The sequence below is a fragment of the Frigoribacterium sp. PhB116 genome, assembly GCF_004364285.1.
Classification (GTDB): Bacteria; Actinomycetota; Actinomycetes; order Actinomycetales; family Microbacteriaceae; genus Frigoribacterium.
On the sequence record NZ_SOBE01000001.1, the window covers coordinates 1344237 to 1360280 of the forward strand.

Annotated in this window: 18 protein-coding genes; 7 read left to right on the top strand and 11 right to left on the bottom strand. The window is 71.7% G+C overall.

All coding sequences use genetic code 11. The annotated features are described in order from the left end of the window. Positions 1–95: 95 nt before the first annotated feature. The 9 genes from EDF20_RS06110 to EDF20_RS06150 all read right to left on the bottom strand — a co-directional run bounded on the left by EDF20_RS06110 (position 96) and on the right by EDF20_RS06150 (position 7362). Entirely contained in the window at positions 96–1133 is a 1038-nt protein-coding gene (locus tag EDF20_RS06110) for a medium chain dehydrogenase/reductase family protein (RefSeq protein WP_123546864.1), read from the bottom strand. A gap of 92 nt (positions 1134–1225) precedes the next feature. Then, positions 1226–1807, bottom strand: coding sequence for a TetR family transcriptional regulator (locus tag EDF20_RS06115; RefSeq protein WP_123546865.1), 582 nt, complete (start codon positions 1805–1807; stop codon positions 1226–1228). 67 nt (positions 1808–1874) lie between these two features. Beyond that, positions 1875–2354 carry a nucleoside deaminase gene (locus EDF20_RS06120; protein ID WP_133738001.1) on the bottom strand — a complete coding sequence of 160 codons (480 nt, stop codon included), beginning with the start codon at positions 2352–2354 and terminating at the stop codon, positions 1875–1877. 84 nt (positions 2355–2438) lie between these two features. Further along, positions 2439–2855: a VOC family protein gene (locus tag EDF20_RS06125; RefSeq protein ID WP_133738002.1), complete on the bottom strand. Its 417-nt coding sequence runs from the start codon at positions 2853–2855 to the stop codon at positions 2439–2441. 81 nt (positions 2856–2936) lie between these two features. Next, positions 2937–3905 (bottom strand): aldo/keto reductase, encoded by a 969-nt coding sequence (locus tag EDF20_RS06130; protein ID WP_133738003.1) that lies wholly within the window; start codon positions 3903–3905, stop codon positions 2937–2939. Continuing rightward, positions 3902–4837 (bottom strand): helix-turn-helix transcriptional regulator, encoded by a 936-nt coding sequence (locus EDF20_RS06135; RefSeq protein WP_133738004.1) that lies wholly within the window; start codon positions 4835–4837, stop codon positions 3902–3904. Before EDF20_RS06135 ends, EDF20_RS06130 begins: the two co-directional genes overlap by 4 nt. A 366-nt stretch (positions 4838–5203) precedes the next feature. Then, positions 5204–6250: a MerR family transcriptional regulator gene (locus EDF20_RS06140; protein WP_133738005.1), complete on the bottom strand. Its 1047-nt coding sequence runs from the start codon at positions 6248–6250 to the stop codon at positions 5204–5206. Between the two features lie 87 nt (positions 6251–6337). Continuing rightward, entirely contained in the window at positions 6338–6676 is a 339-nt protein-coding gene (locus EDF20_RS06145; RefSeq protein ID WP_133738006.1) for a hypothetical protein, read from the bottom strand. Between the two features lie 98 nt (positions 6677–6774). Further along, positions 6775–7362, bottom strand: a complete 588-nt coding sequence (locus EDF20_RS06150) for a DUF1349 domain-containing protein (RefSeq protein ID WP_123547341.1) — start codon at positions 7360–7362, stop codon at positions 6775–6777. 24 nt (positions 7363–7386) lie between these two features. On the opposite strand from EDF20_RS06150, the gene EDF20_RS06155 reads away from it, so the two are divergent. The 4 genes from EDF20_RS06155 (at position 7387) to EDF20_RS06170 (ending at position 10373) form a co-directional block, all read left to right on the top strand. Then, complete coding sequence (locus tag EDF20_RS06155; RefSeq protein WP_123546872.1) at positions 7387–7974, top strand: sugar O-acetyltransferase; 588 nt, start codon at positions 7387–7389, stop codon at positions 7972–7974. After that, complete coding sequence (locus EDF20_RS06160; RefSeq protein ID WP_123546873.1) at positions 7971–8528, top strand: TetR family transcriptional regulator; 558 nt, start codon at positions 7971–7973, stop codon at positions 8526–8528. The genes EDF20_RS06155 and EDF20_RS06160 overlap by 4 nt, the downstream gene beginning before the upstream one ends. Positions 8529–8749: 221 nt before the next feature. Then, positions 8750–9682, top strand: coding sequence for an SDR family NAD(P)-dependent oxidoreductase (locus tag EDF20_RS06165; RefSeq protein WP_123546874.1), 933 nt, complete (start codon positions 8750–8752; stop codon positions 9680–9682). Positions 9683–9929: 247 nt separating this feature from the next. After that, positions 9930–10373 carry a VOC family protein gene (locus EDF20_RS06170; protein ID WP_123546875.1) on the top strand — a complete coding sequence of 148 codons (444 nt, stop codon included), beginning with the start codon at positions 9930–9932 and terminating at the stop codon, positions 10371–10373. A 147-nt stretch (positions 10374–10520) separates the two neighbouring features. Here EDF20_RS06170 and EDF20_RS06175 read toward each other — a convergent pair whose 3' ends face one another. Further along, positions 10521–11522, bottom strand: coding sequence for an NAD-dependent epimerase/dehydratase family protein (locus EDF20_RS06175; protein ID WP_133738007.1), 1002 nt, complete (start codon positions 11520–11522; stop codon positions 10521–10523). A gap of 77 nt (positions 11523–11599) precedes the next feature. After that, entirely contained in the window at positions 11600–12622 is a 1023-nt protein-coding gene (locus EDF20_RS06180) for a LacI family DNA-binding transcriptional regulator (protein ID WP_123546877.1), read from the bottom strand. Positions 12623–12785: 163 nt separating this feature from the next. On the opposite strand from EDF20_RS06180, the gene EDF20_RS06185 reads away from it, so the two are divergent. The 3 genes from EDF20_RS06185 to EDF20_RS06195 all read left to right on the top strand — a co-directional run bounded on the left by EDF20_RS06185 (position 12786) and on the right by EDF20_RS06195 (position 15992). Further along, positions 12786–14042, top strand: coding sequence for an extracellular solute-binding protein (locus EDF20_RS06185; protein WP_243833385.1), 1257 nt, complete (start codon positions 12786–12788; stop codon positions 14040–14042). Between the two features lie 88 nt (positions 14043–14130). Beyond that, the gene (locus tag EDF20_RS06190; protein WP_133738008.1) at positions 14131–15114 is read left to right on the top strand and encodes a sugar ABC transporter permease; all 984 of its coding nucleotides are present in this window, start codon (positions 14131–14133) and stop codon (positions 15112–15114) included. Further along, positions 15111–15992: a carbohydrate ABC transporter permease gene (locus EDF20_RS06195; protein WP_243833386.1), complete on the top strand. Its 882-nt coding sequence runs from the start codon at positions 15111–15113 to the stop codon at positions 15990–15992. The genes EDF20_RS06190 and EDF20_RS06195 overlap by 4 nt, the downstream gene beginning before the upstream one ends. Positions 15993–16044 lie beyond the last annotated feature (52 nt).

Consider the following 16044-nt stretch of genomic DNA (forward strand, 5'->3'; position numbering starts at 1 on the left):
CTCCCACGTCATGCCCGGACGGTAGCACCGGCCGCCGACACTGCCGCGCCGGCCGTCGGCAGCCGGCCGCCCGCGGCCAGCAGCCGCCCCTCAGCTCACGGCACCAGGACGACCTTGCCGGCGAGCGTGCGGGACTCGGCGAGCTCCAGGGCCTCGACCACCGCCTCCAGCGAGAACAGGGCCGCGACGTTCGCCGTCACGACGCCGTCACGCACGAGCTCGAGCACCTGCCCCAGGTCGTGCTCGAGACGGGCGCGGAACCGTCGCGGCGTGCGCGAGTGCCCGCTCCACAGGTCGTAGAACGTCGCCCGTCGGCCGTTGGGGAGGACGCTCCAGGCCCCGATGCGGACGAGCTGCCGGAGGAACGGCGGCCAGATGCTCCCCGTGCCTCCGGTCGCGCTGGCGATCGCGTAGGCGACGAGCGTGCCGCCGGGCGCGAGCATCGTCCACGCGGTGCGCGTGACCTCGCCGCCGATGTTGTCGAACACGGCGTCGACGCCGCCGGGGGCGAGCTCACGGACTTTCGCGGCGAGGCCGGGATCGGCGTAGTCCACGGGCTCGGCGCCGGCACGACTCAGCTGGTCGTGATGGCGAGGCGACGCGGCCGCGATCACGCGCACGCCGTGGTGCAGCGCGAGCTGGATCAGGATGCCGCCCACTCCCCCGTTCGCGCCGAACACGAGCACCGTCCCGCCGGGCCGCACCCGCGCCGACCTGTGCAGCATCTGCCACGCCGTCACCCCGTTGACCGTGACGGTCTCGGCGTCCTCCGCGGCGACGCCGTCGGGCACGACGACCGAGTCGCGCTCGCGCACGACCGCCTGGGTCGCCCACCCGCCCGTCTTGGTGAGGCTGGCGACGCGGCGGCCGACGAGCGAGCCGTCCCCGCCCGGGCCCACGGCCGACACCGTCCCGACGAGGTCGTAGCCGGGCGTGAAGGGGAACGCCGGCTGCCCGGGGTAGCGCCCGCGGCGCATGGCCTGCTCCGCGAACGAGATGCCGGTCGCCTCGACGGTGACGAGCAGCTCGCCTGCTCCCGGCTCGGGCGTCGCGACCTGTTCGATCAGCAGCCCTGAGGGCTGCACGACGCCCGGCAGGACGACGCGGGTGGTGGTGGCGGTGGTGTCGGTCATGGTGATCTCTCTTCTCGAGTGGGTGGTGGGTAATTACTGACTGGTCAGTCACAACTGCGGACAAGAAAGAACACGGGTGCAGGAGGCGCTCGTCACCGGTGCCGGATCCCCGCGGTCACCGAGGCGGCCCACGAGTCGCCCACGGAGGCGAGGTCCGTCTGGACGATCAGGTGGCACAGCTGCCCGTACGCGATGAACCGCTGCACGTCGGCCGGCGCCGCGCCGGAGACCCGCTCGACCGCCCGGACCACGTCGCGGAGACCGTCACGCACGGCGGCGCGGATCTCGGGCACGGCGCTCGCGCTCTGCGCCTGCGACTGCATCATGATCAGGTCGCGGTCCTCGACGAGGGCGACGTACGCCTCCGTCATCGCGTCGAGACGGCCGGCCGGGTCGGTCGAGGAGCTCGCCTCGCCTGCCTCGACGAGGGCGTCCGTCACTCGCGAGTACGTGTCCTCCACGGCCGCGAGGAACACCCCGAGCTTGCCTGGGAAGAGCCGGAACACGTAGGCCGGCGACACCGCGGCGGCGGCGGCCACGTCCGCGACGGGCGTCGCGTGGTACCCCTTCTCGGCGAAGACGCGCACCGCGGCCGAGGTGATCCGGGCGCGCTGCGCCTCGGCGGTCGAGCGGAGGGCTGCGCCGGCGGCAGTGCCTGTGCTGGTCGGGGACATGTGACTGAGTGAACACTTACATGTCGCAGCTGTCAAGGGGCGTCGCGACGCACCCGTCGACGAGGCGTCAGGACGAGTGCCGCGAGGTCCAGTCCGCGAAGGGCGCCGTCGCACCCTCGACGTGCCCCTGCTCGGCCGCCAGGGCTCGGTCCTCGGGGGCCTTCGCGTACTCGTCGTAGAAGGTCGCGAGGCTCATCAGGCGGTTGCCGTCCTCGTAGTGCTCGCCCTCCTCCTCGCGGCTCACCGCGTAGATCACCCGGTCGGGCTGTGCGTAGTAGAGCGCCCCGAGGCACATCGGGCACGGGTACGCCGTCACGTAGGCGTCGAAGCCGCGCAGGTCGGTGATGCCCTGCTCGGCGGCCTGGCGGATGGCGAGGATCTCGGCGTGCGCGGTCGGGTCGCCCGTCTGGGCGACGTGGTTGCTCGCCTCGACGACGACCTCGCCGGCACGGACGAGCAGGCACGCGAAGGGCTTGCCCCCGGCGTCCACGTTCTCCTGGGCGCACTGGACGCTGAGGGCGGTGAAGGTGTCGTCTCGTTCGGTCATGCCCCGAGAGTGCACCCCGCGCACGAAGAGGCGTCCAGCCAGACCGCAGGCAGCAGGCCGTGCACTCCAGGAGGCGGTGGGCGCCTACGCGGAAGCGGTCGCGTCGGCGTCGGCGTCCGGCTTCATCCAGAACGGCGAATAGTGGTAACCGTCGAGGTCGTCGAACTGGCGCTGGTACATGAACGGGTAGTCGTCGGTGTCGCCGACGCGACCGCCTGCGGCCGCGGCGCGCTCGACCAGCTCGTCGACCGCCTCCTGGCTGGGCAGGTCGAACGAGACGGTCACCTTCGAGGGGGTGTCGGGCCCGCCGATCAGTTCTTCGACGCCGCCGACGCTCTCGTACATCGCGCGGCTCGTCAGCATCACGTTCTGCTCGGGCGCGATCGCGAAGCACGACGACTCGGGGCCCGACATCGCCGACTGCAGGTCCCAGCCGAGCGCGGCGTAGAAGGCGGTCGCGCGCTCGACGTCCGCGACGGGGCAGCTGAGGAAGAGGGACATGCGCACACCCTCGTCCTCGGCATCCCCGCCGTCAAGGTCCGGACGTCCCGGATGCCGACCGAGCCGGTCGAGCGCCGTGGGTCACCACCAGAAGGGCGCCTGCGGCACGTAGTGCTCCTCGAGGCGGCGGACGTCGTCGTCGGTCAGCTCGACCTCGAGCGCGGCCACGGCGTCGGCCATGTAGTGCGGCTTGGTCGCGCCGACGATCGGGGCCGACACCACGGGGTTCCGGAGCACCCAGGCCACCGCTATCTGCGCCATCGACACCCCGTGCTCGGCGGCGACCTGCTCGACGGCGTCGACGATCGGGCCGTCGGCGTCGGTGTCGAACGCCTTCGCGACCTCGTCGACGGCCGAGCGGTCGGTCGTCACGTCGCGCGGCCTCGTCAGCCGCCCCTTGCCCTGCGGCGAGTACGGGACGAGCCCGACGCCGAGGTCGGCGCAGAGCGGGATCATCTCTCGCTCCTCCTCGCGCTTCAGGAGGTTGTACTGGTCCTGCATCGCCGCGAACGGCGTCCAGCCGTGCACGGCCGCGGCCGTCTGCAGCTTCGCGAACTGCCACGCGAACATGCTCGACGCACCCGTGTACCGGACCTTGCCGACGCGCACGAGGTCGTGCAGCGCCTCCATCGTCTCCTCGACCGGCGTCTCGTCGTCGAAGCGGTGGATCTGGTACAGGTCGATGTAGTCGGTGCCGAGGCGCCGCAGCGACGCGTCGACCTGCTCGAGGATCGCCGCGCGCGAGAGCCCCGAGCCGCCGGGCCCGTCGTGCACCTTGCCGCTGACCTTGGTGGCGAGCACGATCTCCTCGCGCCGCGAGTAGTCGCGCACGGCACGGCCGACGAACTCCTCGCCGGTGCCCTGCTGGTAGACGTTCGCGGTGTCCCAGAACGTCACGCCGAGCTCGACCGCCTGGCGGAAGAAGGGCGCGGACGCCTCCTCGTCGAGGGTCCAGGTGTGCAGGCCCCGCGTGGGGTCGCCGTAGCTCATGCAGCCGAGGCCGATCCTGCTGACGCGCAGGCCCGTGGTGCCGAGTCGTCCGTACTTCATCGTGGGGTGTCCTCTCGTCGCGCGTCGTCGTTCCTCGGGTGCCGGCCGGCCAGCCCTGTCTCCCGCACCTCCTGGCTGGCGGGGGTCGCGCCCCAGCTGGCGAGGAGGCGGAGGCGCTCCTCGGTCGGCGAGCCCGGCTCTGCGCTGTAGATCAAGAAGTTGAGCCCCTGCTGCCCCATCGGCTCCATGGCCTCGTAGACGAGCTCGAGGTCGCCGACGACCGGGTGCCGGAACGACTTGTTCCCGGACGCGTGGTGCCGCACCTCGTGCGCGCCCCAGCGGGCGCGGAACTCGTCGCTGCGCGTCGAGAGCTCGCCGACGAGGTCGTGCAGCGCCTTGTCGTGCGGGTCGCGGCCCGCCTCGGTGCGGAGGATGGCGACGTTGATGTCGGCGGCGATCGACCACGACGGGTAGAACGCCTCGGCCAGCTCGCGGTGCAGGAACACGAAGCGGGCCAGGTTGACGGGCCGGTCGGGCAGCGCGTACAGGTCGGAGTAGAGGGCGCGGAAGAGCGCGTTCTCGCCGAGCACGTCCATCCGGCCGTTCCGGACGAAGGCCGGGCCGGCCGTCACGGAGTCGAGGGCGAGCTGCAGGGCACGGGAGATGCCCGACGGCCGCGAGCGTGCCCGCGAGCGGCTGCGGACGGGCGACTCGTTCGCCGCACGGGCGAGGTCGCCCAGGTGCGACCGCTCGGCGTCGTCGAGGAGCAGCGCGCTTCCGATCGCCTCGAGCACCGCCTCCGAGACGCCCCCGAGGTCGCCGCGTTCGAGCCGCGAGTAGTACTCGACGCTGACGCCGGCGAGCATCGCCACCTCGGTCCGTCGAAGGCCCGGCACCCGCCGACCAGGGCCGCCGGGCAGCTCGACCTGCTCGGGTGTCACACGGGCTCGCCTCGTGGTGAGGAAGTCCCGCACCTCGCTCTTGTTGTCCATGGCCTCGACCGTACGACGCCGGGGCGTCCGGATGGGTGCTCCGGTGGGGCACCCCCGACGAGAGACGGCGGCGCAGCCCGGTGAGGGGCGGCGCTGTGAGCTGCGGCTCGGCGAACTGCGGTCGGCCCCAGTTGGCGGCACCACGGCGAGCGCCTCCTGCGCGAGGCGTGCCTCCACCTGGCGCCGCAGTCTGTCCCCTCGCAGGCGGCACCGCGCGTGAACTCGTCGCCGCTGTGCTGGTGAGAGGCCTCGAATCGACCTCACCGAACCTCCTGAGGTCGATCTGCGGCCTCTCACCCCGGGACGGACCAGGTGAACCGGCGGAGAAGGCTCGGCTTGGCCCTCGCGAGAGCACGTCGTGCCGGCTCACCCACCGGGGTGCAACTCGGGGCTCGTGCTCGACTCGTCCACGGCGTCGGCCAGGGACAGCTCGAGGGCGAGCTCCAGGCAGCGAGCCCGGGCCGGGGAGAAGTCGTAGGGCATCAGGCCGACGGCGTCCGCGAGGCTCCGCGACCTCCGCCGGCCACCAGACCCGGACCCGGACCCGGACCCGGACCCGGCCCTGCCGCCGGCGCCGGTGTCGGTGTCGGTGTCGGTGTCGGTGTCGGTGTCGGGCTCAGGGTCGGCCCCCTCCGGGTGCAGCTCGTCCCAGGCCGCGACGAGCGCGTCGTCCTCCGAGTCCTGACCGGACTCCTCGATGACCGCGAGCAGCACTCCCTCGAAGGCGTGCCGCTCGGCTGCCACCTCGGCCACGCGGGGGTCGTCGACGGCGACCGTGTCGTCGAGCGCCGCCTCGGCCGCATCGACGCGATCGGACTCTGCGCGGAGCTCCGGTCGGGTCGCGAGCGCGACGAACCGGCCTGCCTGCACGGCGGCGCCGAGCGGGCCGAAGATCCGCTCGGTGACGAGCAGGGCGTCGAGATCGTCCTGCCGGAGCGAGCCCTCGGGCAGGCCGGTGAGCCGCCGAGAGACGAACTCGTCGAGCAGGCCGGTCCGGCTGCCCAGGGCGCGCATGCGGCGGACCGCGGCGCGCTGGCGCTGCAGCTCCGCCTCCTTCGCCTCGAGCGTCGCCTCCAGCTGCTCGAGCACGTCCGCGACGTCGCCCTGGCCGGCAGCGGCACGGTCCGGAGCTCCGGCGTCGACCGAGTCGAGGGCGGCAGGACCGCCGGCGGAGGCGCCCGCGAAGGCGTCACGGATGTCGCCCAGGGCGATGCCCGCGTCGGTCATCTTGCGGATCCAGAGCAGCCGGATCATGGCGTCGTAGTCGTAGCGGCGACGCCCGCCGCCGTCGCGCAAGGGCTCGGGCAGCAGCCCCAGCGCGTGGTAGTGACGGATCGCCCTCGGCGTCGTGCCGACGAACGAGGCGGCGTCGCCGATGGCGACCTGGCGAGGCGGGATGAAGGACGAGGACACGGCGGGGCCTTCCTGAGGGTGCGTGGGAGGTGGTGCGACGTTCCCCACCAGACCACATGACGTCGCGTCAGGTGCAAGTCCCGGCGCTCACCAGGGGCCGAGGTCGCCGCCGTTGATCCCGTAGAGGGCGATGCCGATCACGGCCCCGATCGCGAGCACGGCCACGGCGAGGGGCGCCCAGTCCATGAACACCTCGGAGCGGGACCGGGGAGGCACGGCCGCACCGGAGCCACGACCACGTCGGCGAGTCGCCGGGCCGCGCGCCCCGGCCTCGTGACCGCCGTGCCCGCGACCCTCGCTCAGGCTCCCGTTCTCGGCCTCGGCCTCGGACTGGCTCTCACGCTCGGCGGCAGCGAGGCCCTCACGGAGTGCTTCGCGGAAACGGCGATCCGCGGCGGAGCCACCGAGCTCGTCGGGGTCGGTCATGGTGCTCCTGTCGGTGTGCGGGGACTCCTGTCTACCGTCTCTGCAGCCGACCGGCACCCGGCTCGCCGCCTCCTCGGCCCTCGGCGTGCAGGCTCGCGTCAGCTCTCGGGGTGCAGGCTCGCGTCGGCCTCGCCTGTCGTCCACGAGGTGAAGTGCACGGTGAGGTCGCCGCGCGACGGGGCGCAGCACATCGGCCCCGCCGAGACCCGGGCACCGGGATCGAGCGGCGCCACCCGGACGAGCCGCCACGGCTCGTCGTCGACGCGGGCCCGGACGGTGAGCGCGTCGCCGGAGCGGCTCGCGCGGATCGTGACCTCCCGTCCGTGCCAGCCGGGCACGGGCGAGAGCGACCAGTCGGACACGCCGCGCGTGACGACCGCGCCCAGGCTCTCCTCGCCGTCGCTGCGCTCGACGCCGGCCTTGGTCCAGGTCTCGTCGTCGACCTCGACGAAGATGCCCGCCTGGTCGAACTGGGCGGTGAAGTCCAGCCGGAACGTCACCTCCTGGGCGGTGCCCTGCTCGAACGGGACGAGCAGCGCGTGCTCGGTGTCGTGCACGAACCCGTAGGAGGTGGTGCGCCAGGCGTCGCTCCCCTCGACGGCCGTCACGTGCAGGCCGTCGGACGCGACGTGCACCTGTGCGGGGGCCGTCGTCCAGGTGCCGGAGTTCCAGTCGATGTCGGTCATGACGCCGAGTGTACGCTTGTACACATGACACAGGACCACTTCGCGGGCGATGACCGCAGCAACCGCGAGCGGATGCTCGCCGGCGACCTCTACGTCGCCGACGACCCCGAGAGCGCCCGGCTCGCCCAGCGCGCCGTCCGGCTCGCCGACGCCTACCACCGCGCCGCGGTCGAGGACGAGGGCGCAGCCCGCCCCCTGCTGGAGGAGCTGCTGGGATCGTTGGGGGAAGACGCGTTCGTGAAGCCGCCGCTGTTCGTCGACTACGGCGAGAACATCCGCATCGGCGCCCGGACCTTCGTCAACTACAACCTCACGGCCCTCGACGTCGCCGCCGTGACGATCGGCGAGGACTGCCAGATCGGGCCGAACGTCCAGCTCCTGACGCCGACCCACCCCGTCGAGCCGGGGCCGCGACGCGACCGGCTCGAGGCGGCCCTGCCGATCACGATCGGCGACAACGTCTGGCTGGGCGGCGGGGTCATCGTCTGCCCGGGCGTCAGCATCGGCGACGACAGCGTCATCGGCGCGGGCGCGGTCGTGACCCGCGACGTCCCTGCCGGCGTCGTCGCGGTCGGCAACCCCGCGAGGGTCGTCCGGAGCGTCACCGGATGACCGCTGCCCGGTCGCCCCGCCGGGCGGACCCCGGCCGACGGGACCGCATCCTCGAGTCGTGCCTCGACGTCGTCGCCGAGGTGGGAGTGGACGGCACCACCCACCGGCGCGTGGCGGTCGCCGCCGACGTGCCCCTCGGATCCATGACGTACCACTTCGACGGGATGGACGAGCTCCTCCTCGAGGCCTTCGCGCTCTTCGCGGACCGCGTCGCCGAGCGGTTCCGACGCCGCCTGGCCGGCGACCTCACACCACAGGAGGCGCGGCGCGCGGTGGTCGAGATCGTCACCCACGACGTCGTCGGCAGCCAGCGCGACCTGGTCCTCACCCACGAGCTCTACACCCTCGCGGCGCGACGCCCCGAGTACCGGTCGATCACCCAGGCCTGGATGGCCCGGAGCCGTGCCGCGCTCGAGCAGCACTTCGACCCCGAGACGGCCCGCCTGCTCGACGCCCTGATCGAGGGCCTCACGATCCACCGCGCCCTCGACCCGGAGCCTGCCGACGAGGACGTCGTGGCGACGGCCGTGGGACGCATCGTGCGTCCTGGTTGACTTTCCGATTCGGAAACTCTCAGTGTTGCCGCGCGTCCAGCGCGCGAAGGGCCAGGCCCGGACGTGGGTGACGCTCACCCCGGCCGGGTCGCAGGCGCTGCGCGGCCACTTCGCGTTCCTGCAGAGCCTCGCACCGTAGGTCGCGGGCCGTCGCTCGCGTCGAGGCACCCAGCTACCCAGTCCACCAGGTCGGTTTTAGACAACGGGTGTACTTTACGCTGATGACTTCCGACAGCGTCCGTGACGCGTTCAGCTCCTCCTCGACCGCTGACGAGGTGCTCGCCGGCGTCGACCTCCGGGACAGGAGCGCCGTCGTGACCGGGGCGTCCTCCGGCCTGGGCGTCGAGACGGCTCGGGCCCTGGCCGCGGCGGGCGCGAGCGTCACGCTCGCCGTCCGGGACACCGACCGCGGCGAGGCCGTCCGAGCACAGATTGAGGGACGGACCGGCAACCGCAGGCTGGACGTCCAGCAGCTCGACCTCAGCGACCTCGACTCCGTCCAGTCGTTCGTCGAGCGACGGCAGGTGCCGCTCGACGTGCTCGTGGCCAACGCCGGGATCATGAACCTGCCCGCCCGCCAGCTGACCCCTCAGGGCTGGGAGGCGCAGTTCGGCACCAACCACCTCGGCCACTTCGCCCTGGCGCTCGGGCTCCACGACCGCCTCGCCGCCGGCGCCTCCGCCCGCGTCGTCGTCCTGTCCTCCAGCGCACACCAACTCGGCGGCCTCGACCTGGACGATGTGGGCTTCGAGCGCAGGCCCTACGACGGCTGGACCGCCTACGGGCAGTCGAAGACGGCGAACGTCCTCTTCGCCGTCGGCGCGGCCACGAGGTGGCGCGCGGACGGGATCGCCGTGAACGCGGTGCACCCCGGCAACATCCGGACGTCCCTGTCCCGGCACACCGAGATGGACCCGGAGACGACCGCCCGCTTCGACGCTGCAACGTGGAAGACCGTCGAGCAGGGCGCCGCGACCTCGGTCCTCCTCGCCGGCTCGCCGACCGTGGACGGCGTCACCGGGCAGTACTTCGAGGACGCTCGACCCGCCGACGTCGTCTTCGAGCCCGCGGACCACGGCGTGCTGTCGGCCGCGCTCGACCCGACGACCGCCGACGAGCTCTGGGACTTCTCCCTCGAGGCCGTCCGGCGCTGACCAGCCCACGGCGCTCCCGGGATCGGCTCCGATGGCCCGGCCCGTCCCGCCCCGCCCCGCCCCCGCGTGGCCCGCGCCGGACACGGGCCCAGCCTGCTGCTCCCGTGACCCTGCACGAGGGACCACGACCGTCGAGCGGCGGCAGTCTCGCGGGCTCTTGACCTCGTGGTGACGGGTCGCCATCATCAGGGGCGAGCGGTCGCGTCCGACGTCCGCCACCGGAAGAGAGGCGCCGCCCGTGCCCACCATGATCTTCGTCAACCTGGCCGTCAGCGACCCGTCCCGCTCACGCGCGTTCTACGAGTCGCTCGGCTACTCGGTCAACGAGGGCTTCAGCGACGAGAACGCCGTGAGCATCGTCATCAGCGACACGATCACCGCGATGTTGCTGACCCGCGAGTTCTTCGCCGAGTTCACGAGCAAGTCGATCATCGACGCCACCACCTCGACCGAGGTCCAGCTCTCCCTCAGCGCCGACAGCAAGGAAGAGGTCGACTCGATCCACGAGAAGGCACTGGCCGCAGGCGCGACACCCGCTGGCGAGCAGGACCACGGCTTCATGTACTCCAAGAGCTTCGACGACCTCGACGGCCACCACTGGGACTACGTCTGGATGGACCCGGAGGCGGCAGCCGGCGGCGCCCCGGAGATGACCGTCGACGAGATGCGCGCGGGCACGACCCACAGCTGAGCTGCGCCCGGTCGCCGCCGACACGACCACGGCCGGCCGGTCAGCGGGCACCGCGGCGCGTCATGCCCCGGTCCGTGCCGCGACGTTCCGAGCGTCGCGTCCTGCCGTGACGCGACATGAGGCGCGGAACACGACGCGACATCGCGGTCAGGCTCCGAAGGCGCGAGCGCCAGCGAGGAGGCGCTCGAACGCCGCCTCCGCGGCCGGGTCGGCCTCGCGACGAGAGGCGGCGGCGTCGTACCACTCGACGATCTCCCGAGCACCCGTGGCCCACGACGTCGTCGCCTGCCAGCCGGGCACGAACGCCTTGACCTTCGCGTTGTCGAACACGACCGAGTGCGCCTTGTCGCCCAGGAGACCCGGGCCCCACTCGGGCTCCACGACCGCGACGCTCTCGCTCGCCACGTGCACCAGCGCCGGGTCGTCGACGCCCGCCGCGGCCGCGAGGGTCGTGTAGATCTGGTCCCACGGCAGGGCCTCGTCCGAGGTGATGTGGAAGACGTCGCCGACGGCGGCCGGCAGGCCGAGCAGCCCGACGAAGGCGCGGGCGAAGTCGGCGTGGTGGGTCAGCGTCCAGAGGGACGTCCCGTCGCCGGGGACGACCACCTCGAGGCCGCGCCGCATCCGGTCGACGACGGTCCAGCCGCCGGTGACCGGGATCGTGGTGCGGTCGTAGGTGTGCGAGGGGCGGACGATCGTGACCGGGAAGCCGCTCTCCCGGTAGGCGCCGACGAGGAGGTCCTCACAGGCGATCTTGTCCCGGGAGTACTGCCAGAACGGGTTGCGGAGCGGAGAGGACTCTCGGATCGGCAGCGCGGCGACCGGCTTCTGGTAGGCCGACGCCGAGCTGATGAAGACGTACTGGCCGGCCCGACCGGTGAAGAGGTCGATGTCGGCCTGGACCTGGTCCGGGGTGAACGCGACGAAGTCGACGACGACGTCGAACGACCGGTCGCCGAGGGCCCGGCGGATCGACGAGGGGTCGGACACGTCCCCCGTGAGCACCTCGACCCCAGGAGGCGTGGGCCGGGTCGACGACGCCCCGCGGTTGAGGACGGTGAGGTCGTGGCCGAGCTCGACGGCTCGGGCCGCGGCCGCCGAGCTGATGATGCCGGTGCCGCCGATGAACAGGACTGTCAACGCTGACATGGGGGGGTCTTCTTTCTTCGAGGAGGACCACCCCAGTCTGCGCGTCGCGGCCCCGGCGCGGACGACGGGTCAGGCGCCTAGGCGGAACCCCGGACGACGAGGTCCACAGCGCCGGCCACGATGCCCGGGGAGGGCGCTCCGCCGATGGCGTCGACCAGGTGCTGCGCGGCGGCGCGTCCGAGCTGCTCGAGCGACATGTCCACGCTCGTGAGCGGTGGTCGCGAGTCGCGGACGAGCAGGTCCCAGTTGTCGAAGCCGACCACGGAGATGTCGTCGGGGACGCCGACCCCCTCATCCCGGAGCGTGTCGATGACGCCGCGGGCGATGTGGTCGCTGCCTCCGATGATGGCGTCCACCGACTCGCTGCCCCGGACCAGGAGGCGGGCGCAGTCACGCCCCCACCCCTCGCCCCACTGCCCGAAGAGGGAGGTCCCGCCGACCAGTTCGAGCCCTGCCGCCGTCAGGGCCTGCTGGACGCCGGCAGCTCGGTCGCGCGCCGCAGCGTAGGACGCCTCGCCGTTGACCAGGGCGATGCGAGTCCGCCCCTTCTCGATCAGGTGCTCGGCGGCGAGCCGTCCGGCCTGGACGTTGTCGGGGGTGAAGGAGGCGTCGGCCGGGTCGCTGGAGGGGGCGTAGACGTAGACGACCGGGACGTCCGCGAGCAACGGGACGGGCGGACGCGGGTTCGTCGTGCGCCCCACGATCAGCAGCCCGTCGACCCGACGCGTCAGCAGCGTCTGCAGGTGCAGCTGCTCGCGGAGCGCGTCGTCGCGGGCGTCGGCGAGCAGCACCGACAAGGAGCCCGAACCAAAGGCGTCCTCGGCGCCGAGCAGGACGGGCAGCACGAAACGGTTGTCGAGGTCGCTCGTGACCATCCCGATCGTGCCGGTCCGGGCCGAGTTCAACGCCTGCGCGAAGAAGTTGGGCGTGAACGAGAGCGCCGCGGCAGCCTCCTGCACCTTGACGCGAGTCGACTCCCGCACCTGTGCCCTGTTGTTCAGGGCCTTCGAGGCCGTGGCGACCGAGACCCCGGCGGCCCGGGCCACGTCGGCCAGCGTGACGGGCGTCGTCGCCGCCTTGCCGCCTCCTGCAGTGGTCATGTACCGAAAATAGTTCACAAAGTGATTGACGAGCAAGTCATGCCCGTGTAACTTCGCACCCGAAACCAGTTTCGGTCTCTTTGCTCTCGACGATGAGCGCCCTGTGCTGCACCTGCCGGGCTCTCTGACGGAGCATCCGCAGCAGTTCAGAGAGGAACCTCCTGTGATCTCGTTCATCCGCAGCAAGCGCACCGCCGTCGCGGTCGTCGGCCTGGCCGCCGCGACCCTCGCCCTGACCGGCTGTGCCGGCGGACCAGGCGGCGGCTCGTCCGACGCCGCCTCGGGCACCTACACGTTCTGGGACCCGTACCCCCAGTTCGACGACTCGAGCGACTGGGCGAAGCTCATCGAGAAGTGCGGCACCGACGCGGGCGTCACCGTCGAGCGCACCGGGTACGACACCTCCGACCTGACCAGCAAGGCGCTGCTGGCCGGCCAGCAGGGCAACTCACCCGACCTGCTGCTCGTCGACAACCCGGTCGTCTCGACCCTGGCCGAGGCGGGCCTGCTCACGGACACCGACGAGACCGGGGCCGACACCTCCGACATCGAGGCGAACATCCTCGCCGCCGGCCAGCTCGACGGGAAGACCTACGGCGTCCCCATCGGCGCCAACACGCTCGCGCTCTACTACAACAAGGCCGTCCTCGACGCCGCAGGCGTCGACCCCGCGTCGGTCACCGACTGGGACAGCCTCACCTCCGCCCTCGAGGCGGTCTCCGCCTCCGGCGGCAAGGGCATCACCTTCTCGGGCATCGGGACGGAGGAAGGCAGCTTCCAGTTCCTGCCCTGGTACTGGGGCTCGGGCGCCGACCTCACCGAGCTCGACTCCGACGACGCCGTCTCGGCGCTGGCCCTCTGGACCGACTGGGTCGAGAAGGGCTACGCCCCCAACTCGGTCATCAACAACACGCAGACGACGAGCTGGCAAGAGTTCCTGACCGGCGAGTACGCCTTCAGCGAGAACGGCACCTGGCAGCTCGCCGGCGTCAAGGAGTCGGGCATCGACTACGGCATCATCTCGATCCCCTCGAAGGACGGCGGCGCGGCCCCTGCACCCACCGGCGGCGAGTTCCTGACCGTGCCGGTGCAGAGCGACGACGCCCGCTACGAGGTCAGCGAGAAGATCCAGTCGTGCCTGACGAGCACCGAGAACCTCGTCGCGACCGACACGACGCTGTCCTACGTGGCCCCCACGAAGGACGCCCAGGCAGAGCAGGTCGCCACCGACCCCGACCTCGAGCCGTGGATCACCGCGGTCGCCGACGCCAAGGGCCGCACCAGCGACGACCTGGGCACCGACTACCCGAAGATCTCGGAGCAGCTCTGGAAGGCCGTGCAGAACAGCCTCAGCGGGTCGTCCGACCCCGAGGCCGCCCTGCAGGAGGCGCAGCAGGCCGCCGCGTCCGCCACGAAGTAGCCACCGCAGCGCCACCAGCACCACCAGCACCACCCACCGCGACACCACCCACCGCACCGGACACCGCCCGACGACGAGGAGCAGCCCCATGAGCACCGACACGATGGAACGTCGCCAGGCACCGCCCGGAGGGAGGCCGGCCCCGCACACCGGCCTCCCCGGCGACGGAGCCCAGCGGCGACGCCGTGGGCCCGGCGCCTCACAACTCACCGCCTGGGCGTTCCTCGCCCCGGTCGTCACCTACCTCGCCGTCTTCTACGTCTGGCCGCTCGTCCGCAACGTCGACCTCTCGACGCACGACTACACGGTGCGGTCGTTCATCGACGGCACCGCGCCCTTCATCGGGCTCGAGAACTTCGCGGACGTCTTCTCCAGCCCGACCTTCGGGCCCGCGTTGGTGAACACCCTGCTGTTCACGGGCATCTCCATCGCGTTCCAGTTCACGATCGGCATGGCCCTCGCGGTCTTCTTCTTCCAGAAGTTCCCGCTGTCGTCGACCCTCAGGGCCCTGTTCCTCGTGCCGTGGCTGCTCCCGTTGATCGTCAGCGCCTCCACCTGGTCGTGGATGCTCAACAGCGAGAGCGGCGTCGTCAACTCCGTCATCCGCACGCTCGGCGGCGATCAGGTCAACTGGCTCACCTCGCCGCAGTGGGCACTCACCAGCGTGATCATCGCCAACATCTGGATCGGCATCCCGTTCAACCTCGTCATCCTCTACAGCGGGCTGCAGAACATCCCCGGCGACATCTACGAGGCGGCGGCGCTCGACGGCGCGAACGCCTGGCAGGTCTTCTGGCGCATCACGTTCCCCCTGCTGCGCCCGGTCTCGGCCATCACGATCTTGCTGGGCCTCGTCTACACGCTCAAGGTCTTCGACATCATCTGGATCATGACGCGCGGCGGGCCCGGCGACGCCTCCACCACCTTCGCCATCTGGTCGTACCAGCTCGGCTTCGGCTCGACCCTCCCCTCCTTCGGACCCGCAGCCGCGGTCGGCAACCTGCTGATCGTCATGGCGCTCGTCTGCGGATTCGTCTACCTGCGAGTGCAGAGGAAGCAGGACCAGTCGTGAGCGTCACCATCCGGCCCGCCGCGGCCCCCACGTCCGCCGCCCGCCGCGCCTCCTCGAGCCGTGCCGGTCGCCGCAGCCTCGCCACCACCGTGATCGGGGTCGTGCTGACCGCGATCATGCTGTTCCCGATCTACTGGATGATCAACGTCTCCCTGACCCCGACCGCGCAGATGCGGCAGAGCCCGCCGTCGTGGTTCCCCGCCGCCCCGACGCTCGACGGCTACCGGGCCGTCGTCGCCGAGCAGCTGCCGTTCCTCGGCACCAGCCTGCTGGTCGGCCTCGGGACCGTCGTCGTCACCGTCGCCCTGTCGGCACCGGCCGCGTACTCCCTGGCCAAGCTGCGGCCGGTCGGAGGAGGCGCGCTGAGCTTCGTGATGATCGTCGCGCAGATGATCCCCCAGGTGATCATGGCGATGGGGTTCTACGCGATCTACCTCAACCTCGGCATCCTCAACCAGTGGTGGGGCCTCGTCATCGCCGACTCGACCCTCGCCGTGCCCTTCGGCGTGCTCATCTTCACGGCCTTCATGCGGGGCATCCCCGACGAGCTGATGAGCGCCGCGAAGCTCGACGGAGCCAGCGCGTGGCGCACCTTCCGTTCGGTCGTCCTGCCCGTGAGCCGCAACTCCGCCGTCACCGTCGGCCTGTTCGCGTTCCTCTGGGCGTGGTCGGACTTCGTCTTCTCGTCGACCCTCAACAGCGGCGGCGACGCGCAGACCATCACGCTCGGCATCTACCGCTACATCGGCAACAACAACCAGGAGTGGAACTCGATCATGGCGACCGCCGTCGTCGCGTCGATCCCCGCGACGGTGCTGCTCGTCGTCGCCCAGCGCTACGTCGCCGCGGGCGTCACGGCCGGCGCAGTCAAGGACTGACCCGCACATCGACCTCGGCACCACTTCCTCCTGCTTCCCCTCTCTTCTTGGA

What these genes read in the sequence shown, in the direction of transcription:
- EDF20_RS06110 (WP_123546864.1), bottom strand. Translation starts at nt 1,133, where the DNA reads ATGACCGACACCACCGCCACCACCACCCGCGTCGTCCTGCCGGGCGTC.
- EDF20_RS06115 (WP_123546865.1), bottom strand. Translation starts at nt 1,807, where the DNA reads ATGTCCCCGACCAGCACAGGCACTGCCGCCGGCGCAGCCCTCCGCTCG.
- EDF20_RS06120 (WP_133738001.1), bottom strand. Translation starts at nt 2,354, where the DNA reads ATGACCGAACGAGACGACACCTTCACCGCCCTCAGCGTCCAGTGCGCC.
- EDF20_RS06125 (WP_133738002.1), bottom strand. Translation starts at nt 2,855, where the DNA reads ATGTCCCTCTTCCTCAGCTGCCCCGTCGCGGACGTCGAGCGCGCGACC.
- EDF20_RS06130 (WP_133738003.1), bottom strand. Translation starts at nt 3,905, where the DNA reads ATGAAGTACGGACGACTCGGCACCACGGGCCTGCGCGTCAGCAGGATC.
- EDF20_RS06135 (WP_133738004.1), bottom strand. Translation starts at nt 4,837, where the DNA reads ATGGACAACAAGAGCGAGGTGCGGGACTTCCTCACCACGAGGCGAGCC.
- EDF20_RS06145 (WP_133738006.1), bottom strand. Translation starts at nt 6,676, where the DNA reads ATGACCGACCCCGACGAGCTCGGTGGCTCCGCCGCGGATCGCCGTTTC.
- EDF20_RS06150 (WP_123547341.1), bottom strand. Translation starts at nt 7,362, where the DNA reads ATGACCGACATCGACTGGAACTCCGGCACCTGGACGACGGCCCCCGCA.
- EDF20_RS06155 (WP_123546872.1), top strand. Translation starts at nt 7,387, where the DNA reads ATGACACAGGACCACTTCGCGGGCGATGACCGCAGCAACCGCGAGCGG.
- EDF20_RS06160 (WP_123546873.1), top strand. Translation starts at nt 7,971, where the DNA reads ATGACCGCTGCCCGGTCGCCCCGCCGGGCGGACCCCGGCCGACGGGAC.
- EDF20_RS06165 (WP_123546874.1), top strand. Translation starts at nt 8,750, where the DNA reads ATGACTTCCGACAGCGTCCGTGACGCGTTCAGCTCCTCCTCGACCGCT.
- EDF20_RS06170 (WP_123546875.1), top strand. Translation starts at nt 9,930, where the DNA reads ATGATCTTCGTCAACCTGGCCGTCAGCGACCCGTCCCGCTCACGCGCG.
- EDF20_RS06175 (WP_133738007.1), bottom strand. Translation starts at nt 11,522, where the DNA reads ATGTCAGCGTTGACAGTCCTGTTCATCGGCGGCACCGGCATCATCAGC.
- EDF20_RS06180 (WP_123546877.1), bottom strand. Translation starts at nt 12,622, where the DNA reads ATGACCACTGCAGGAGGCGGCAAGGCGGCGACGACGCCCGTCACGCTG.
- EDF20_RS06190 (WP_133738008.1), top strand. Translation starts at nt 14,131, where the DNA reads ATGAGCACCGACACGATGGAACGTCGCCAGGCACCGCCCGGAGGGAGG.